This is a genomic window from Streptomyces sp. NPDC048257 (assembly GCF_043201855.1).
Lineage (GTDB): Bacteria > Actinomycetota > Actinomycetes > Streptomycetales > Streptomycetaceae > Streptomyces.
Genome location: NZ_JBICZI010000014.1, coordinates 1 through 18,913, shown reverse-complemented (window position 1 = coordinate 18,913; position 18,913 = coordinate 1). Strand labels below are relative to the sequence as shown.

The following is an 18,913-nucleotide window of genomic DNA, read 5'->3' as shown; positions in this document are numbered from 1 at the left end:
GGACGGTTACGAGCGGCGGCTGCCGAAGAGCGTGCGACGCAGACGGCGCAGCGGCGCGAAGAGCGAGACGCGCGCGCTCCGGCTCCGCAGACGGTGCGTGTGGTCGCGGGAGGTGAGCTCGCGCATCAGCAGCGTCGCCTCGGCGGTCTCCCGGTGCGGGACGGCGGGACCGCCCAGCACGGAGAGGTGGCGGTCGAGGCGCGAGCTGGTCGCACTGCTGCCGCAGGTGATGGCAGGCACGCGTGGCGGCCTGCTGCGCATTGCTATCTGTTCCATGTTCTCTCCCCACCCGTACGAGGGCACCCGGCCCGGGCAGGTTAACCCTATCGCCCCCGCGTCGCCCCCGGGTATCCCGGTGGTGTGAATTACCCCTGTGGCGACGGGGAGTTGACGATTACTCAGCGGAGTCGACGATTACTCTCCGCACAGACGTCACGCTGCGAAAGGCCTCTGCGCGAGTCCCGTCACGACAGGGGCCACTTGGCCCACACTGCGCTAACTTGGAGTGATCGCCCGATGACGCGTGGGCGCACGGGAACACACTCGGGGGCGCGCGTGAGTGAGCAATCGAACTCCGATCGTGTCATCTCGGGCCGCTACCGACTGCTCGAACCGATCGGCCGCGGCGGGATGGGCGTCGTGTGGCGGGCCCGGGACGAGGTGCTCGCCCGCGAGGTCGCCGTCAAGGAGGTACGGGCTCCGGCCGGACTGGAGCCCGCCGAACTGGAGCGGCTGTACCGGCGGCTGGAGCGGGAGGCCTGGGCCGCGGCCAGGGTCTCGCACCGCGGGGTCGTCACCGTCTACGACGTGGCCTCCGAGGGCGGGCGGCCCTGGATCGTCATGGAGCTGGTGCGCGGCCTCTCGCTGGCCGAGGTACTGGAGGCCGAGGGGCCGATGCCCCCTCAACGGGCAGCGCACATCGGGGAACAGGTGCTCGCCGCCCTGCGCTCCGCGCACGACTCGGGAGTGCTGCACCGGGACGTGAAGCCGGGCAACGTATTGATCGCCAACGACGGCCGGGTGCTGCTCGGCGACTTCGGGATCGCGAGCCTGGAGGGCTCCTCGGCGATCACCATGACGGGCGAGGTGGTCGGCTCCCCCGAATTCCTGGCGCCGGAGCGGGCAATGGGGCGCGACCCGGGACCCGCGTCGGACCTGTGGGCACTCGGGATCATGCTCTACGCCGCCGTCGAGGGGGCCACGCCCTTCCGGCAGGCCACAGCGCTGGACACCCTGCGGGCCGCGGTGGACGCCGAGTTGCCGCAGCCGCGCCGGGCCGGGGCGCTGGCGCCCGTACTGGAGGGGCTGCTGCGCAAGGACCCGGCCGAGCGGCTGCCCGCGGCGGAGGCGGCCCGGATGCTGCGGGTGGTGGGCGCGGGCGGGACCGTACGGGCCTCCGGCGCGCCGGTGTCGGGGCCGGACACTCCGACGGCCGTCGCACACCCCGGGCACGGCGGGCAGTCCGATCGCCCCGGACACGGCGGGCACGGGGCGCACGACCCGTACGGGCGGGCCACACCGCCGCTGCCCGCGTCCGGGCCCGTGGCGCGCGAGGGCCACGCCGGGCTGGTGCTGACGATCGGGATCGTGCTGATGCTGCTGGCCCTGGTCGCCGTGGGGTGGCTGCTGCTCAAGGACAGGAAGGACACCGGCGCGAACGGCAGTGGCGGCGGCGCCCCGACGGGCGCGGCGACCACCGCGCAGAGCGTCATCACGACCCCCTCGACGGCTCCCTCGGCCTCCGCCTCCGGCTCGGCCCCCGCCGGGCAGCACGTCGGGGTGTACGTGGACACCGTGCGCTCCTCCTACACGGGCAGTTGTCCGCCGCCCGCGGCGGACGCGCCCGCGTTCACCGCCACCGTCGAGGTGGAGCGCACCCCGGTCGTGCTGGAGTACCGCTGGGCCACGCGCAGCGGGCGGACCTCCGGTCCCGGCTGGCAGTCCGTCACGTACGAGGAGGGCGGGCCGCGGAGCCGGCGGCTGGAGCACGCGGAACTCACGCACGAGCCGGACGGCGTCTTCGAGGACGCGGTCCGGCTGGAGGTGCGGGGGCCGGCCGAGGTGGCCACCCAGTGGGTGGCCACCTCGGTGACCTGCCGGAAGGAGACCCCGACGAGCGGGGCCCCCTCCCCCGGGCCGAGTCCGTCACCGGCCTCGCCGACGGCGAGCTCTCCGACGCCTCCCGCGCCCGGCGAACCGGACGGGACGGACGGGACGGACGGGACGGACGGGACGGAGTCGGCTGACCGGGCGGACCAGGTGGACCCGGCGAACCCGGCGGACCAGGTGGACCCGGCCAGCCGGGCCGATCAGGCTGCGTTCGTGAAGGCCGGCAGGTAGCCGCCGGACTGTCCGGCGGCGGTCGGGTGGTACGACTCGCCGATGTTCAGCCAGTTGAGGCTGTGCAGCCACGCGCTGCCGGAGCAGATCTCGTGACCCGTGAAGGCACCGGCGACCGAGGCGAAGGTGAAGCCGTGGTTGGCGGCGCGTTTGGCGATGGCGGTGTTGAGGTGGTCCGCGGCGCCGTTGATGGCGGCCCGCTCCCCCTCGGTCAGGCCGGTGGTGCAGGTGCCGTTCAGCTTGTAGAAGCGGGGATAGCCGACGACGACGACGTGCGCGCCGGGCGAGCGGCTGTCGATGGCGTTGTAGACCTGGTCGAGCTGGCCGGGGAGGGTGGAGTCCACGTAGGCCTTGGCCTGGTTCACGCGGTTGACGCAGGTGGATTCGGACTGGAGCACACAGGTCGTCATGACGTCGGCGAACCCGGCGTCGTTGCCGCCGATGGTGATGCTGACGAGGTCGGTGCCGGAGTTGAGCGGGGCGAGCTGGCTGGCGAGGACATCACCCGTACGAGCGCCCGAGCAGGCGGTGAAGGAGAAGGTCTGGGGGGAATGGGCGGCGGCCCACAGGGCCGGGTAGGCGCGCGTGGTGCGCTTGCAGTTGCCGCTCCCGCTGTCGTAGTTGCCGGCGCCGACGCCGGAGGAGTACGAGTCGCCGAGGGCGACGTAGCCGAAGTCGGCCCGGGCGGAGGCGGCCGCCTGGCCGGCGCCGAAGAGGGTGGCTCCCGCGGCGAGTAACAGGGAGGAGGTGAGGGCAGCGAAGCGCGACAGTCTCATGCTCATGTGTGCGGCTCCTTGTGGGGGTTACTCCTGAGTCCGTGGTACAAGCAGCCGGGGTTCGCTGGAAGTGTCCATGCCAAGAATGTTCCGGGCAGAGTTGCGGTCCGAACCTTCACTTCGAATGCGTTTGAAGAGGGAACCTGGGCACCCGATCCGGCGAAACACGGGTGCACGAGGGCACGCCGTGCCGGATCATGGGCGCCATGTCAGCCAACCCGCATGACGCGCTGCCGATCCGGCTCAACGTCGACGACAGCGATTCGCCGTCGGATGTCGTCGACGCCCTGTTCCTCGGCCGGTTCGCGTCCGGTGAGCAGCCGTACTCGCACAGCGTGTCGATCGAGCGGGTCAAGGCAGAGGCGACCCTCCTGCCGCCGGAGGCAACGGTGTTGCGCTCGGCGCGCGACAGCGACCGCAGCGCCACCCTCGCCGAGGGCGAGGGCTGGACCATGCTGGTCTCGCGCTGGAGCCGGGGCGCGGACGTCACCGTGACGGCGGTCAGCGACGAACTCGCCGCCGGGGTGCTCGGCAAGGCCACGGAGGGCGTGCAGGACGAGCCCGAACCGCAGCCCGAGAACGTCACGATGGGCTTCTGGTACGTCTCCCCGCGCCGCGGCCCGTACCGGACGACCCGCCAGATCGGGGCCGGGACCTGGCCGGAGGTGCGGCCCAACTACACCGCGCCGGTGGCCGGGGCGATGGACCGGCTGATGAAGGTGACCCCGGACGACATCGCGGGCCGGCTGCTCCTGCTGCACGGGCCGCCGGGCACGGGCAAGACCTCCGCGCTGCGCACGCTGGCCCGGTCCTGGCGGGACTGGTGCCAGGTGGACTGCGTCCTGGACCCCGAGCGGCTGTTCAACGACGTGGGCTACCTGATGGACATCGCGATCGGCGAGGACGAGGGCACGGCGAAGGGCCGCTGGCGGCTGCTGCTGCTGGAGGACTGCGACGAGCTGATCCGCGGCGAGGCCCGCCACACCGCGGGGCAGGCGCTGTCCCGGCTGCTGAACCTGACGGACGGACTGCTGGGGCAGGGCCGCAACGTCCTGGTCGGCGTGACGACGAACGAGGACCTGGAACGGCTCCACCCGGCGGTGGTCCGCCCGGGGCGCTGCCTGGCCCGCATCGAGGTCGGCCGGCTGACGCACCGGGAGGCGGTGGACTGGCTGGGCACGGACGAGGGCGTCCCCCGCGAGGGCGCCAGCCTGGCGGAGCTGTTCGCCCTGCGGCGCGGCACGGGCCCGGCGGCGATCCTCCCGCCACAACCCCACACTTCGGAGGCGGGCCTCTACCTCTAGGGCGTGTCCGGTGAACCGGGCGCCGCCCGGACCCGCGGCAGCCGGGCCCCGCTGCGTCTACCGGGCGGCGTACCGGGCCCGGAGGGCGGCCGTGGCAGCCGCAGCCGCCTCGGCCTCCGTCAGGCCGAGGCGGCGGACCCGCTCCGCGTACACCTGGGCCGCCGCAGCCGCCTCGCGGAACACCGCATCCCCCGCGGCCGCGATGAACGTCCCGTTCCGCCCCCGCGTCTCGATCACCGCGTCCGCCTCCAGCGCCCGGTACGCCTTCGCGACCGTATTGGCGGCCAGCCCCAGCTCCTCCGCGAGGCCCCGTACCGTCGGCAGCTTGAAGCCCGCCGGCAGCTTCCCCGACCGGGCCCGGTCGGCGATCTGCGCGCGCAGCTGTTCGTAGGGAGCGGCCGAGCCGGCCGAGCCGTCGATGGTGATCTTCAGGTTCGTCGAGGTCACGCAGGTGATTGTCCACCATGCCCGGGTAATTGGGAGGCGCCCGGCGCAGGGGCGGCCGTAGCGTCTGCCGCATGAGTGTTCTGATCCGCGACCTCCGACCCGGCGACCTCTCGGACGCGGAGTCCGTCGTACGGGTGCGCCGCGCGGCCCTGCCCTTCCTGATCACCACCGCCCAGGGCGTGGCCTTCGAGCTCTCCAGCGCCCACCCCGCGAAACGGCACCGGATCCTCGTCGCCGAGACTTCGGACGGCCACGTCATCGGCAGCGCCCAGGCCGGTATCGCCCACGACAGCCCCGTGCCCGGCCAGTCGTACGTCAACGCGTACGTGCACCCCGCCCACCGCGGCCTCGGCGCCGGCACCCTGCTGCTGCGCACCGCCGAGGAGCACCTCGCCGCGCAGGGCGCGACGGACGTGTACGCCTGGGTGCTCGACGAGCCCGCACATCGCGCCTTCGCCGAGCGGCACGGCTACCGCCCCAGCCGTTCGGCGCACTTCCTGCGCCTGGACCTGGCGGCGGCCGCCCTGCCCGAGCTCCCGCGGGACCTTCCGGCCGGGGTCGAGCTGCGTCCGGCCTCCGCCTTCGCCGCCGATCCGCGGCCGCTCTTCGAGGCCGACGCCGAGACGACCTCCGACGAACCGAGCGATGTGGCGTCCGAGTTCGACGACTACGAGGACTGGCTCGCACACACCTGGAACAGCCCGTCCCTCGACAAGGAGCTGACCACGGTCGCCGTGGCCGACGGCGCGGTGGCCTCCTTCGCCGCGGCTCAGACCGACGGCGGCACCCGCTACGCCTCGGCGATGACCGGCACCCTGCGCGCCTTCCGCGGCCGGGGTCTGGCCAAGCTCGCCAAGACGGCCTCCCTTCACCGGGCCCGCACGGCCGGTTACACGGAGGCCTTCACCGGCAACGATGCGGGCAACGGCCCGATGCTGGCCATCAACGAGTGGTTCGGCTACGAGATCTGCGCGACCGAGACGCGCTTCACGAAGAAGCTGAAGAAGCCGAAGGAACTGGAGACCCTGTGACCGAGCAGCTGACCGTCGTCCTGACCAAGGCCGGCCGGACCAAGATCCGCTACCCGGCGGCGCAGGTCGCCGACGACGGCGACCGGATCTCCGTGCGCGCCCCCTGGGCGGCCGAGGGCGTACGGGACTTCGGTTTCGTGCGCTTCGAGCCGGGCGACGTGTTCGTCGAGCACTTCTGGCGGACGCGCTGGTACGCGGTCAAGGAGGTGTGGACCGGCGCCGGTGTCCTCAAGGGCTGGTACTGCGACGTCACGCGCCCCGCCCTGGTGCAGAGCGGGGAGATCCTCGTCGAGGACCTGGACCTCGACCTGTGGGTCTCGGCGGACGGGACCTCCGTACTGCGGCTGGACGAGGACGAGTTCGCCGAGAGCGGGCTCGCCACGAGCGACCCGGAGGCCGCCGCCCAGGCCGTCCGGGCCCTCGACGCGCTGGACGATCAGGCCCGCTCGGCGGCCGGGCTCTCCGCTCTGCTCCGGTAGGGGGCGCGCGGCGGCCCTCCCGTGGGGAGCCGGGAGGGCGCCGGGCCCGGGATGGTCCGGGGCCACACCATACGCACGGGCCACAGGGAGCCGATAGGCATATGACAGGGGAGATTCCGGATGCTCCGCCGCCCGCTCCCCGGCCACGGCACCCGCCCGCGACGGCGTACCTTATTGCACACAGATTGCAATTACTCATGAGGTGCGAAAGGAGCCGTCGTGGGCTCTCCGGTGGTGCTCGGAATCGAGTCGTCGTGTGACGAGACGGGCGCGGGGCTCGTGCGGGACGGGCGGCTGCTGGGCCATGCCGTGGCGTCGAGCATGGACGAACACGCCCGCTTCGGCGGAGTGGTGCCCGAGATCGCCGCACGGGCGCACGTGCACTCCTTCACCCCCGTCGTACGGGAGGCCCTGGACCGGGCAGGACTGCGGATGACGGACATCGGCGCGGTGGCCGTCACCACCGGCCCGGGCCTCTCCGGTGCGCTCCAGGTGGGGCTGGCCGGGGCGAAGACCCTGGCCTTCTCGCTCGGGGTGCCGCTCTACGGGGTGCACCACCTGGCCGGGCACGTCGCCGCCGACACCCTGGAGCACGGGCCGCTGCCCGACCCGTGCATGGTGCTGATCGTCTCCGGCGGGCACACCTCGCTGCTGCTCGTACGGGACCTGGCGCGCGACCCGATCGTGCACCTCGGGGACACCGTCGACGACGCGGCCGGGGAGTGCTTCGACAAGGTGGCCCGGGTGTTCGGGCTGCCGTACCCGGGCGGACCGGCCGTCGACCGCGCCGCCCGCACGGGCGACCCGCACGCCGTGCGGTTCCCCCGGCCGCTGACGGGGCCGCGCGACGCGCGCTACGACTTCTCCTTCTCCGGGCTGAAGACCGCCGCCGCCCGCTGGGCCGAGCAGCACCGGATCCGCGGCGAGGAACTGCCGCTCGCCGACGGGGCGGCCTCGCTCCAGGAGGCCGTGGCCGACGTCCTGACCCGCAAGGCGGTCGCCGCCTGCCGCGCGTACGAGGTGGGGACGCTGGTCGTGGTGGGCGGCGTGGCCGCCAACTCGCGCGTCCGGGCGCTCGCCGAGGAACGCTGCCGGGCCGCCGGGATCACCCTGCGCGTGCCGCCACTGAAGCTGTGCACCGACAACGGGGCGATGATCGCCGCCGTCGGTGACCTGCTGCTCCGGGCCGGCGCCGAGCCCGCGCCGCTCGACGTCTCGATCGACCCGTCGGCGCCGCTGGAGTACGCGGCCCTGCACCCCGTCGCCCGCACCACCGCCCGACTCGCTTCCTGAGGCGGCTCTTGTCCCTGCGTGCAGCGCACCGATCAGGCCGGGCCACCCCATCGAGCCCTGAGACGTCGCTTCTTGTGGCTGCCTGATGCCTGAAGGCGTTTTCCCGCCGTTCAGTGTCACTTGCGCCTGCCGGCCGGTTCGGGGTGCAGGGGAGCGCGGCAGCTGGAACCGACCCAGTCGCCGCCGCCGGCATCGGTTGCGGTCGCGTAGCGAGTAGTGCGTCATACGCCGGTAGCGGCCGAGGTCCCGCCACTCCGGACGCCGGCCTGGACTGCGGGAAAGCATTCTCTGTGATCGTGCGGCGACTCCCGGACGGATGGCCGAGATCTCATACCAGAATGGACAGCATGTGCCAAGTCCCGAAATCCCGCAACATGATGAGCTTCGATTTTCGGGACATGATCGATGCATCGATTTGCACAGAACACATGGATTACCTACAGCCCCGCTGGTGCAATGCAGCGAGTATGCGCTCGCCTCGCTAAAGACTCGTGAGTTCACACGACTGCACCCTGACACAGTCATGTTGGCGAAATTCTCGTGACGGTCGGCCGGCAAGCCGAATCAGCTTGAAAGGATCCCAATATCATGAGTGACGACGTGAGGTGTTCGAACTGTCAGCAGTCAATGGAAGACGGTTGGCTGGCGATATGGAACCCCATTGCTCTCCTGAATTTCGTCAACTGGCAGCCGGTCAAGCCTGGGTATATCCGGTTTCGGAGACCGGAGGGCTCCGAAAAAGTCATGACCCCCCGCACGGGTGGCCGAGGGTGCCCTAGAGCTCGAATCTGCCGACCGTGCAAGAACGTCACTTTCTCATACGCGGAGGACCAGCTTGACTAACCAAGGCAGGGTCCCGCACGTTCAGGTCAGCGCGTCAGCTACCGCCGCCAGGCAGCCTTCCAGGTGCGAAGATCACGATCCAAGGCTGGAGTGCCCGTTCGTTCCTCCCCCACGCGGGGGAGGCGGATGGTCCGCGCGGCGGATGTGACCGGTATGGGTGCGGGGAATTCTTGAGTGTCGGCAATTCGGACCGGAGGTCACGGTGGCTGTTCCTATGAAATCGCAGACGCATACCGGCTCCAGCCCGCCGTTGGAGGACGCTGGGTGGTCGGTGTGGTCGCGGCGCTGGCCCACGTGGGCACCGCACGCCGCCGCGGTATGGGGCGTGTTGTTCGCCGTAGTCGAGGTCACATGGGCCACATCAGGCGCCACCGTGTCCTGGTCGCCGGATATCGCGTATGCGCCGACGGTCCAGCTCCTCCTGGCAGTCCTCGCCGTCCTGGCTGCCGCGGCCTGCCTGGCCACCACCCGAACGCTTGCCAGGCGTGGTCGAGTGACGGTGGCGGCGGCGCTGATCCTGGCGGTCCCCGTGTTCGTGATGGGAATGGCCAGTCTGCCGGCGCACTTCGTGACGCTGGCGTCGTTCTCCGGGGTGGACAGCGCCACCGGCCTGGCGCAAACCGTGATGAACGCGGTGGGCGCCGCTCTCCTCATCCTCGTCGGAATGTCGTACCGCCGACGCCTGCGAGGCAGGTGCCCACGGTGCGGACAGGACCACGCAGGTGGTTTTGACGGTCCGCTCGCCCACCCCGGCCCCTCCATCGCGTTGAAGCGAACCCGAGTCTTGGTCTGCCTGCTGATGTGTGGGCTCCTGCCGTGGGCGGGGGTCAAGACCATCTGGACGCTGGGTGGCGATGCGATCGGCGTCACGGCGCAGGGGTGGCGGGAGATGAACGCAGGCGAGTCGGAACTCGCAAAGGCCCTTGCATCGGTGGGAATCGATGTCACCGTGCTGGCCGCGATGGCTGCGATTTTCCTGTTGCTGGGACTGCTGTACCCGTGGGGACAAGTGTTCCCACGATGGACCCTGATCCTCTCCGGGCGGCGAGTCCCACGCCTACTGCCCTTGCTGCCGGCGTGGTTGAGCTCCGTCGGCCTGTCCGTATACGGAGTCGTCCTGCTGATCTACGCCCCGCTCAGTGCCACCGGAGTACTGCCGAAGCTGAAACCGTCGGGGGCGTTCACCACCAGTTCCGGGATCACCTGGATGGTCGCCTTCGGCGGTCTGGCCTTCACCGGCCTGGGCTTCGGCCTCATCGCGGCCGCCCGTTCCTACTCCGCCCGGACCCTCCCCATCTGCGCCAGTGCCACCACCCGCGTACCGGCACAGTCGGCGTAGCGATCGAGCTCCGCCAGCCCCCGCCGGCGACTCACGATCTACGGCTGGAGTACCGGCCTCGCCTCGGAAGCTGCTGAGACAACCGGTTCTCGCTGTCGGCCGGACCGTGCGCTCAGCGTGCTGGACTGGCGCGGGAGCGGCAGGCTGGGGGTATGTCGGATCAGACGGAGATCATCGTGCATCCGGTGTCACCACAGGGTGGTCGCAAAGTCACGGTGCATGCGCTCGGCGTGGACGCGGACCTCGGTCGTGCGCACACCCCCGGGGACGTTGCCGAGTTCCTCCGCCGCGCCGGCCTGGAGGACGTGGACCTGAGCGAGGACGGGCCGATCACGTGGGAAGGCGGCGGGCCCGCGGTGTGGAAGCGCCCCGGCGCCTGAAGGTCACAGGCAGCGCGCGGGGAGCCAGCCGGGGAGCCACCGGAGGCAGCACAGAGCGGATCTGCCTGGACTGTCACGGGCGGTGGGGAGCCAGAACCCTGGGGTGCAAGGGTTCCGCAGCGCCGGTTCCTGAGGCCCCTCTTACCTCGACCTTAAGAGGACCCTAAGGATCCGCTCCGGAGGGTCCGAGGTGGCAAAAGCCGTGGTCCGGGCGGCTAGCTTGGCCGGGCCAGGACAGGAAGGGCCCGACGTGGCGCCGCCGGGGGGCGGCGCCGCGGAGCCCGATTCCGCCGGCACGCCCCTGCCTTGTGCCCGAAGGAGATCACCCATGCCCGCACGCCGCCGTACCGCCGTCACGCTGACCCGTATCGCCTCCGCCGGTCTCGCCCCGCTCGCGCTGGTCGCGTACGCGGCCGCCCCCGCGGTCGCCCACGGCTCGATGACGGACCCGGTCAGCCGGGTGGCGGCGTGCTACGCCGAAGGGCCGGAGTCCCCGAAGTCGGCGGCGTGCAAGGCGGCGGTCGGGGCCGGCGGGGCGCAGGCGTTCTACGACTGGAACGCGGTGAACATCGCCAACGCGGCCGGGAACCACCGGTCGTTGATCCCGAACGGCCAGCTGTGCTCGGCCGGCAACGACAAGTACCAGGGTCTGGACCTGGCCCGTGCCGACTGGCCGGCCAGCCCGATGTCCGCCGGCGCGCACACCTTCCGCTACAAGGGCACGGCCCCGCACAAGGGTTCCTTCGAGCTGTACGTGACGAAGGACGGCTACGACCCCACCAAGCCCCTGAAGTGGTCCGACCTGGAGCCCGCGCCGTTCGCGAAGGCCACCGACCCGGGCATGCAGAACGGCGACTACGTCTTCTCGGGGACCGTTCCGAACAAGTCGGGCCGCCACCTGATCTACAGCATCTGGCAGCGCTCCGACAGCCCGGAGGCCTTCTACACCTGCTCGGACGTGGTCTTCGGCAAGGACAACGGGGGCGGTACCGGTGGTACCCCGACCACCCGGCCCGAACCGTCGGACAAGCCCGCCGACAAGCCCGCCGACAAGCCCGCCGGCAAGCCGTCCGACAAGCCCTCGGCACCGACGGACCAGCAGATCGCCGACGGCGCCGGCAAGTCCACGGTGGAGCACAACGGCCACGGCGACAACGACCCGAGGACCAACGGCAGGGCCGACGCCGCCGCCCCGATCGGGGCCGGGTCCTCGTCCTCCCCGTCCGCGCCGTCCCCGGCGAAGGACAACCTCGCGGAGACCGGCGGCAGCAGCGCCACCCCGGCGATCGCGATCGCCGGGGCCGGCGCCCTGGCCGTGGGCGCGGCCGTGCTGTTCGCAGCCGCCCGGCGCCGCACGGCCCGTACGGCGACGGGCCGCCACGGTCGCTAGGACACCCCCTGGCCTCGCGGTTCGCGCTCCGGACCGCCTGTGCCCCGTCAGTCGAAGACCGAGGCGCAGGTGGTCCGTTCGGCGTGCGCCGGGTCGAGGGCGTTGACCGCCTCGTGCCAGGCGATCCGGTCGGTGAGCCCGATGGTGACGTGCTCCGAGAGGTCCAGGAGGCACAGGTCCTGCAGTACGACGTTGCGTACGTTCGGGCCTTCCAGGAAGGCGCTCCGGTAGGGCGTCACCACCTCGTCGTACTTGGTCGCGATCACCGTGTACTTGACGCCGGGCACGGTGTCGCCGCCCTCGTTCAGCTTCCGCTGGAAGGGGGATCCGGCGATCTGGTCGGCGAGGCCCGGCGTCGCGGTGCTGATCAGGTCCTCGGCCCCCGGGAAGTACGGCAGGAGCTTGGTGAACCCGAGGAGGGTGGTCCCGTGGTTGTCGGGGGCGAGTCCGACCAGCGCGTTGACCTTCGCGGCGCCGCCGAGGAACTTCAGGTAGTAGCGCGGCATCATGCCGCCCTGCGAGTGCCCGATGATGTCGGTCTTGGCGGAGCCGGTGGCGGCGAGCACCCTGTCGACGAAGACGTCGAGCTGTCCGGCCGACTTGTCGATGGGGCCGAGCCCGTTGAAGAAGGGCACGCCGGGCAGCTGACCGTAGTCGAGCGAGTAGACGCAGTACCCGCGGTGCACGAGGTACGGCGCGAGGCCGAGCCAGTTGTCGACGGAGTTGCCGAAGGTGCCGTGGACGAGCACGACGGGACGCGGGTGGGCGGCGGACGGCTTGCAGGACCAGTTGTTCCAGCCGCTGCTGGGGGCGGCCGCGGCCTGCGCTGCGCCGGTGGGGGCGACGAGCGCGGCGGCGGTGAGGGTGAGGACGGCCAGCGGGCGGAGCAGGCGTCTCCAGGGCAGCATCGTGTGATCTCCTTGCGGGTCGACTCAAGGGGATGAGCGTGGGGGTTCGTCCCGTGATCCGGATCACAAGGGGAGCTGCTGCCGCTAAATTACGGGTGAGTATGAACACAGGGAAGTTACGCGTCGGTAAAAACTCGCGCGTCGCCCGGATGCCCCGTGCATGGCGACCGGATGAGCCGTCAGGCGGCCAACGTGCCGCGGGCGATGGCGTGCGGCCCGAAGCGCGCGCGGACCCGGTCCGTGACGGCCTCCAGGCGGCGGGCCTTCTCGTCCTCGGGGTCGAGGCTGAGCTGCCGCGTGGCCCGTTCGGCCGAGGTCAGGTCCTCGGCGCGCAGGGACAGCGCGCGGACCCGGGCCCGCTGCAGGCCGAGGCCCGCGTAGAGGGCGTAGGCCGTGGCGGTCAGGGCGGCCGAGTGCGCGGTGGGTTCGGCCAGGGTGCGCGTCCGGGTGAGGGTGGTGCGGTCGGCGCAGCGGACGGTGAGCGAGAGGGCGCGGCAGACCTGCCCGCGGCCCTGTTCCTGTGTACGAAGCTTCGCGCCGAGCTCCTCCGTCAGCGAGAGCAGGGCCCGCCGGTGCCGTACGGGATCCAGCTCGTCCAGATCGAAGAGCCGCTCGGCGGCGATGGTGCGGGCGGCCGCACCCGGCCGGACGGGGGTCCGGTCGATCCCGAGGGCGCGCTCGTGCACCTCCCGGCCGAGCCGGGCGCCGAGGATCCGCCGCAGGGCGGCGGGCGGGGCGGCGGCGACCCGGCCGACGGAGCCGAGGCCGTAGGAGCACAGGGTGCGGGCGGCCTTCGGCCCGACCCCGTCGAGGGCGGTGACGGGCTTGTCCGCCAGGAAGTCCCTTACGGCGGCGGGCTCCCCGGGGATCACCAGGGTCCCCCCGGGCGGGGCCTCGCGGGCCGCCGCCCGGGCCAGCATGGGGTTGCCGGCCACGCCGACGGCGGCGTCCACGCCGTACAGGGCGAGGGCCCGGACCCGGATCACGGCGGCCAGCCGGGCGGCGTCGCAGCCGAAGTAGCGCAGCGCGCCCCGGATGTCGGCGAGGACGGTGTCGGGCGCCACGGACTGCACGGCCGGGGTGATCCCGCCGAGCAGCGCGAGGACCCCGGCGTACTCCTGCGCCCCGAGCGGTCCCCCGTCGGCGGGGTGCAGCCGCAGGCACATCACGACCTGCTCGGCGGTCATCCCGCGCTCCCCGGGCTGGAGTGCCACAGCTTGCGGCCGGTCGCGGGGCCGGTGCCCGGCGGCTGGAGGTCGGCCCAGGGGTTCATCTCGTACCCGGTGGACATGCGGATCCTGCGGCCGGGGGCCCTCGCTCCCGGCTCCCCGCCGTCGGCGTCGGCCTCGGCGCCGTCGGCCGCACCGCCTCCCCCGGCCGCGCCGTGCCCCGGGGCGGCCGGCTCGGCGAGGCGGGCCGCGACCGCGTCCAGGCCGCCCGCCGCGCGCAGTTCCACCAGCTCCGCGAGGTTCCACGCCGCCGCCCCGACCACGCTCAGGCTCTGCGGGCCCCGCCGCTGCACGACGCCTCGTACCAGCAGCAGGAAGGAGTGGAAGACGGTGTGCGCGCAGCGCTCGTGGCTGTCGTCGAAGAAGGCGAGGTCGACCAGGCCCGTCCCGTCGTCCAGCGTCGTGAAGATGACCCGCTTCCCGGAGCGGATCGGCGGGGTCTGGGTGGCCGCCTTGGCCCCCGCGACCAGCACGGTCTGCCCGTGCTCGGTGTCCCGCAGCCGGCGCGCCGGGATCACTCCCAGCTCGGTCAGGAAGGCGTGGTGGTCCCCCATCAGGTGCCGCGAGGCGTCCATGCCGAGGACGCCCAGCTCGGCGCTGAGCCGTTCGGCGTCGGTCAGGTCGGGCAGCCCGACGGAGGCCGTGGACCGGCCGCCCTCCAGCGGGAGTTGGGGGTTGCGTACACCTGCGGCCCGCTGTGCGCCGTGCAGTTCGGACACGTGCAGCAGCAGGTCCCGCCGGTTGGCGCCGAACGCGTCCAACGCCCCTACCTGTGCGAGCCGTTCGGCGACCGGGCGCCCCGGGTGCGCCCGGTCCCAGAAGTCGCGCAGGGAGGCGTACGGCTGTCCGGCCTCGATCCGGTCCGCCTCGGCCCCGCTGATGCCGTGGACGTCGGACAGCCCGAGCCGCAGCCCCCACACACCACCCGCATCGGACACCAGTTCGATACGGTGGGCGGCCGCCGACCGGTTCACGTCCAGCGGCAGCACCGGTACGCCCCGCCGCCGCGCGTCCGCCAGCAGCAGCCGCTTCGGGTACATCCCCGGGTCGTGGGTCAGCAGCCCGGCGTAGAAGGCCGCCGGGTGGTGCGCCTTCAGCCAGGCCGACTGGTAGGTGGGCACCGCGAAGGCCACCGCGTGCGCCTTGCAGAAGCCGTACGACCCGAAGGCCTCCACGATCTCCCAGGTCCGGCCGATCACCTCCACCGGATAGCCGCGCTCGGCCGCCCTCGCCGCGAACCAGACCTTGATCCGCGCCTGCGACTGCGGGTCGGACAGTCCGCGCCGCACCCGGTCCGCCTCGTCCCGCCCGCAGCCGGTCATGACGTGCACGATCTCGATGATCTGCTCGTGGAAGACCACCACCCCGTACGTCTCGCGCAGCGCGTCGGCCAGGTCGGGGTGCGGGAAGCGGACCGGTGCCCGCCCGTGCCGGGCCTCGATGAAGGGCCGCACCATGTCGGCGGCCACCGGCCCCGGCCGGAACAGCGAGATGTCGACGACCAGGTCGTGGAAGGTGGCCGGCTGCAGCCGCCCCACCAGGTCCCGCTGGCCCGGCGATTCGATCTGGAAGCAGCCCAGGGTCTCGGCCGAGCGGATCAGCTCGTACGTGGCCCGGTCGCCCGGCGGCACCTGCGCCGGATCGTCCAGGTCGAGCTCCTGCCCCGTGCCGCGCCGGATCTCCGCGACCGCGTGCGCCATCGCGGACTGCATCCGCACGCCCAGCACGTCCAGCTTGAGCAGCCCGAGCTCCTCCACGTCGTCCTTGTCGAACTGGGACATGGGGAAGCCCTCGCCGCTGGTGGGCACCACCGGCGTACGGGCGAGCAGGGAGTCGTCGGAGAGCAGCACCCCGCACGGGTGCATGGCGATCCCGCGCGGCAGCGCGTCGAGCGATTCGACGAGCTCCCACAGGCGCCCGTACGACTCCCCGCGTACGTCACGCAGCTCGGGCAGCTCCTCCAGCGCGGCGCGGGCGTCGCGGGCCCGGATGTGCGGGAAGGCCTTGGCGAGCCGGTCGGTGACGGCGGGGTCCATGGACAGGGCGGCGCCGACGTCGCGGATGGCGTGCCGGACCCGGTAGGTCTCGGGCATGGAGACGGTGGCGACGCGCTCGGTGCCGAACCGTTCCATGATCCGCCGGTAGACCTCCAGCCGGCGGGCGGACTCCACGTCGATGTCGATGTCGGGCAGGACGCGCCGCCGCTTGGAGAGGAAGCGCTCCATCAGCAGGCCGTGGGCGACGGGATCGGCGTGCGCGATCCCGAGCAGGTGGTTGACGAGGGAGCCGGCCCCGGAGCCGCGGGCGGCCACCCGGATGCCCATCTCCCTTACGTCGTCCACCACTTGAGCGACCGTCAGGAAATACGAGGCGAAACCGTGGTAGGCGATGATGTCGAGCTCGTGGTGCATCCGCTCCCAGTACGCGCGGTCGTCCGCGTAGCCGCGCAGCACCATGCCGGCCGAGGCCCGGGAGGTGAGGACCCGCTGGGCGCTGCGGTGGGCCGCACCGACGAGCCGGGCCTCGGGGAAGTGCACGGAACCCATGCCGAGGTCGTCCTCGGGGTCCACGGAGCAGGCCTCGGCGGTACGCCGGGTCTCCGCGAGCAGACCTCTGGCGTCGGCGGGTCGCAGGCCGGCCGCCCGGGCGATCAGGTCGGCAGCCTCGGCCATGGCGGCGGGGCCCTTGAGCCAGCGTTCGCCGCTGTCGAGCGGAGACCGGGGGTTCCGGGGATCGATGGGGACCAGGCGGCGGGCCGCGTCGAGGATGTCGGCGACCGGGCCCTGGCCGGGGTCGGCGTAGCGGACGGCGTTGGTCAGCACGGCCGGGACGCCCTGCTCGGCGGCGAAGCCGACGGTGCGGGCGGCCAGCCGGAGCGAGCCGGGCCCGGTGCCGGTCCGGCCGTGGTGGACGGCCTCCAGGCGCAGGGAGTCGCCGTAGACCTCCCGCCAGGGCGCGAGCAGCCGGGCGGCCCGGTCGGGGCGGCCCGCGGCGAGCGCCCGCCCCACTTCGGAGGCGGGCCCGAGCAGGACGAAGACACCCTCCCCGCGCAGGGCGCCCCAAGGCACCAGCGGGACCTCGGCGGCCTCCGCATGGGCCGCGGTGACCATCCGGCACAGCTCGGCCCATCCGGCGGCCCCGTCCCGGGCCAGGAAGACGGCCCGCGCGGCGGACTCGTCCACGAAGGCGCCGCCCTTGACGGGGGTACGCCGCCGGTACGAGGCCTCGCCGGACCCGCCGCCCGTACCCGGCCCGCCGCCCGCGGCGGACCCGGTCGAGCCCCCCGGCCCGGCCGGGCCCGCCGTGGGCGATCCGGCGGGCGACACCGCCATGTCCACTCCGAACAACGGCCGGATGCCCGCCTGCGCGCACGCCTTCGCGAACCGCACCGCGCCCGCGAGGGTGTCGCGGTCGGTCAGGGCGAGGGCGTCCATGCCCCGCTCCGCGGCACGTTCCGCCAGCCGTTCCGGGTGTGAGCCTCCGTAGCGCATGGAGAACCCCGAAACGGTGTGCAGATGCGTAAAACCAGGCACCCGCGGCCTCCTGCTTTCGCTCGAATGAACACCTCCCCCGCTCTCCACCATAGAGCAATTCGAATACCCGTGCGAAACACTTGTTCGATCACCTGAGGGGGCCCGAGGTCATCCGTTCGGCCCGCCCCTGCTGCGGCCCGCCCCCCGCACGCAGAGCGTGTGAGACATGACCCCGCCCACCGAGAGCCCCGACACCGGCCCGCCCAAAGGCTTCCTCGCCGAGATCAAGGACGCCGTGACCACCCGGGCGGCCCTGCTGCTCCTGGGGGTGCTGGCCCTCCAGGTCGCCTTCATCACCTCGTACATCGGCGCCTTCCACCATCCGGTGCCCAGCGAGATCCCGATCGCCGTGGCCGCCCCTCGCGCCCCGGTGGCCGAACAGTCCGCGAAGCAGCTCGGCGCCCTGCCCGGCAAGCCCCTCGACCCCCGCGTGGCCGAGGACGAGGCCGCGGCGACCGCCCAGGTCAGGAACCGGGACGTCGACGGCGCGCTGATCGTCGACCCGGGCGGGAAGACCGACCGGCTGCTGGTCGCGTCCGGCGCCGGGGCCTCGCTGTCCCAGGCCCTGGCCGAGATCGTGGGGCGCGCCGAGTCGGCCCAGGGCCGGGCGGTGCGGATCACCGACGTGGCCCCGGCCTACGCGGGCGACGCCCGCGGCCTGAGCTCCTTCTACCTGGTCATCGGCTGGTGCGTGGGCGGCTACCTGTGCGCCGCGATCCTCGCGATCAGCGCCGGGGCCCGGCCCGCGAACGCCGCCCGCGCCGTCATCCGCCTCGCCGCGCTGCTCGTGTACGCGATCGCCGCCGGGCTGCTCGGCGCGGTCATCGCGGGCCCGGTGCTGGACGCGCTGCCCGGCAGCGTCATGGGGCTGTGGGGGCTGGGCGCCCTCGTCGTCTTCGCGGTCGGCGCGATCACGCTCGCCCTGCAGGGGCTGGCGGGCGTGATCGGGATCGGCCTCGCGATCCTGCTGGTCGTGGTGTTCGGCAACCCGAGCGCCGGCGGCGCCTATGCGTATCCGCTGTTGCCGCCGTTCTGGAGTGCCATCGGCCCGGCCCTGCCGCCGGGCGCCGGTACGTACGCCGCGCGCTCCATCACGTACTTCGAGGGGAACGGCGCGGGCGGGCCGATGCTGGTGCTGGCCGCCTGGGCGGTGGTCGGCGCGGCGGTCACCCTGGCCTGCGGGTTGCTCCGCAAGGGCCGCCCGGGCCCCCCGGTGGGCAGCGGCCTCCCCGACTGACCCGCACGGCACCGTGTCCCTGCGGGGTGCTCGGCGGATTCGGCTCGCGCCGTGTCCCTGCGGGCGGCTCGGCGATGTCCCGCTCGCGCCGTGTCCCTGCGGGCGGCTCGGCGGATTCGGCTCGCGCCGTGTCCCTGCGGGCGGCTCGGCGATGTCCCGCTCGCGCCGTGTGCCTGCGGGCGGCTCGGCGATGTCCCGCTCGCGCCGTGTGCCTGCGGGCGGCTCGGCGATGTCCCGCTCGCGCCGTGTGCCTGCGGGCGGCTCGGCGATGTCCCGCTCGCGCCGTGTGCCTGCGGGCGGCTCGGCGATGTCCCGCTCGCGCCGTGTGCCTGCGGGCGGCTCGGCGATGTCCCGCTCGCGCCGTGTGCCTGCGGGCGGCTCGGC

Annotated in this window: 15 protein-coding genes; 9 read left to right on the top strand and 6 right to left on the bottom strand. The window is 72.9% G+C overall.

The features are described 5' to 3' along the window. Positions 1–6: 6 nt before the first annotated feature. Positions 7–276, bottom strand: a complete 270-nt coding sequence (locus ACGFZK_RS24305; RefSeq protein WP_030723188.1) for a hypothetical protein — start codon at positions 274–276, stop codon at positions 7–9. Between the two features lie 279 nt (positions 277–555). On the opposite strand from ACGFZK_RS24305, the gene ACGFZK_RS24300 reads away from it, so the two are divergent. Further along, a complete protein-coding gene (locus ACGFZK_RS24300) occupies positions 556–2,340 on the top strand; it encodes a serine/threonine-protein kinase (protein WP_393850966.1) in 1,785 nt (594 codons plus the stop codon). Here ACGFZK_RS24300 and ACGFZK_RS24295 read toward each other — a convergent pair. Next, a complete protein-coding gene (locus ACGFZK_RS24295; RefSeq protein WP_393851081.1) occupies positions 2,310–3,116 on the bottom strand; it encodes an SGNH/GDSL hydrolase family protein in 807 nt (268 codons plus the stop codon). The two genes, ACGFZK_RS24300 and ACGFZK_RS24295, sit on opposite strands and share 31 nt — an antisense overlap. A gap of 206 nt (positions 3,117–3,322) precedes the next feature. On the opposite strand from ACGFZK_RS24295, the gene ACGFZK_RS24290 reads away from it, so the two are divergent. Beyond that, positions 3,323–4,420, top strand: coding sequence for a DUF5925 domain-containing protein (locus ACGFZK_RS24290; RefSeq protein ID WP_393850965.1), 1,098 nt, complete (start codon positions 3,323–3,325; stop codon positions 4,418–4,420). 57 nt (positions 4,421–4,477) lie between these two features. On the opposite strand, the gene ACGFZK_RS24285 is transcribed toward ACGFZK_RS24290, so the two are convergent. Then, positions 4,478–4,867: a GntR family transcriptional regulator gene (locus tag ACGFZK_RS24285; protein ID WP_393850964.1), complete on the bottom strand. Its 390-nt coding sequence runs from the start codon at positions 4,865–4,867 to the stop codon at positions 4,478–4,480. 71 nt (positions 4,868–4,938) lie between these two features. On the opposite strand from ACGFZK_RS24285, the gene ACGFZK_RS24280 reads away from it, so the two are divergent. The 6 genes from ACGFZK_RS24280 (at position 4,939) to ACGFZK_RS24255 (ending at position 11,622) form a co-directional block, all read left to right on the top strand. Beyond that, positions 4,939–5,898: a GNAT family N-acetyltransferase gene (locus ACGFZK_RS24280; RefSeq protein WP_393850963.1), complete on the top strand. Its 960-nt coding sequence runs from the start codon at positions 4,939–4,941 to the stop codon at positions 5,896–5,898. Then, entirely contained in the window at positions 5,895–6,377 is a 483-nt protein-coding gene (locus ACGFZK_RS24275; RefSeq protein ID WP_393850962.1) for a DUF402 domain-containing protein, read from the top strand. The genes ACGFZK_RS24280 and ACGFZK_RS24275 overlap by 4 nt, the downstream gene beginning before the upstream one ends. Before the next feature lie 219 nt (positions 6,378–6,596). Continuing rightward, positions 6,597–7,670, top strand: coding sequence for a tRNA (adenosine(37)-N6)-threonylcarbamoyltransferase complex transferase subunit TsaD (gene tsaD, locus ACGFZK_RS24270; RefSeq protein WP_393850961.1), 1,074 nt, complete (start codon positions 6,597–6,599; stop codon positions 7,668–7,670). A 1,057-nt stretch (positions 7,671–8,727) separates the two neighbouring features. Next, complete coding sequence (locus tag ACGFZK_RS24265) at positions 8,728–9,852, top strand: hypothetical protein (RefSeq protein WP_393850960.1); 1,125 nt, start codon at positions 8,728–8,730, stop codon at positions 9,850–9,852. Between the two features lie 152 nt (positions 9,853–10,004). Continuing rightward, positions 10,005–10,232: a hypothetical protein gene (locus ACGFZK_RS24260; protein ID WP_393850959.1), complete on the top strand. Its 228-nt coding sequence runs from the start codon at positions 10,005–10,007 to the stop codon at positions 10,230–10,232. Positions 10,233–10,560: 328 nt separating this feature from the next. Further along, positions 10,561–11,622, top strand: a complete 1,062-nt coding sequence (locus ACGFZK_RS24255) for a lytic polysaccharide monooxygenase (RefSeq protein WP_393850958.1) — start codon at positions 10,561–10,563, stop codon at positions 11,620–11,622. 47 nt (positions 11,623–11,669) lie between these two features. On the opposite strand, the gene ACGFZK_RS24250 is transcribed toward ACGFZK_RS24255, so the two are convergent. The 3 genes from ACGFZK_RS24250 to ACGFZK_RS24240 form a co-directional block, all read right to left on the bottom strand. After that, positions 11,670–12,530, bottom strand: a complete 861-nt coding sequence (locus tag ACGFZK_RS24250) for an esterase/lipase family protein (protein WP_393850957.1) — start codon at positions 12,528–12,530, stop codon at positions 11,670–11,672. A 179-nt stretch (positions 12,531–12,709) separates the two neighbouring features. Then, on the bottom strand, positions 12,710–13,717 hold the full coding sequence (locus ACGFZK_RS24245; RefSeq protein WP_393850956.1) for a hypothetical protein: 1,008 nt from the start codon (positions 13,715–13,717) through the stop codon (positions 12,710–12,712). Next, the gene (locus tag ACGFZK_RS24240; protein ID WP_393850955.1) at positions 13,714–17,343 is read right to left on the bottom strand and encodes a DNA polymerase III subunit alpha; all 3,630 of its coding nucleotides are present in this window, start codon (positions 17,341–17,343) and stop codon (positions 13,714–13,716) included. The genes ACGFZK_RS24245 and ACGFZK_RS24240 overlap by 4 nt, the downstream gene beginning before the upstream one ends. A gap of 115 nt (positions 17,344–17,458) precedes the next feature. On the opposite strand from ACGFZK_RS24240, the gene ACGFZK_RS24235 reads away from it, so the two are divergent. Beyond that, entirely contained in the window at positions 17,459–18,529 is a 1,071-nt protein-coding gene (locus ACGFZK_RS24235) for a DUF3533 domain-containing protein (RefSeq protein WP_393850954.1), read from the top strand. Positions 18,530–18,913 lie beyond the last annotated feature (384 nt).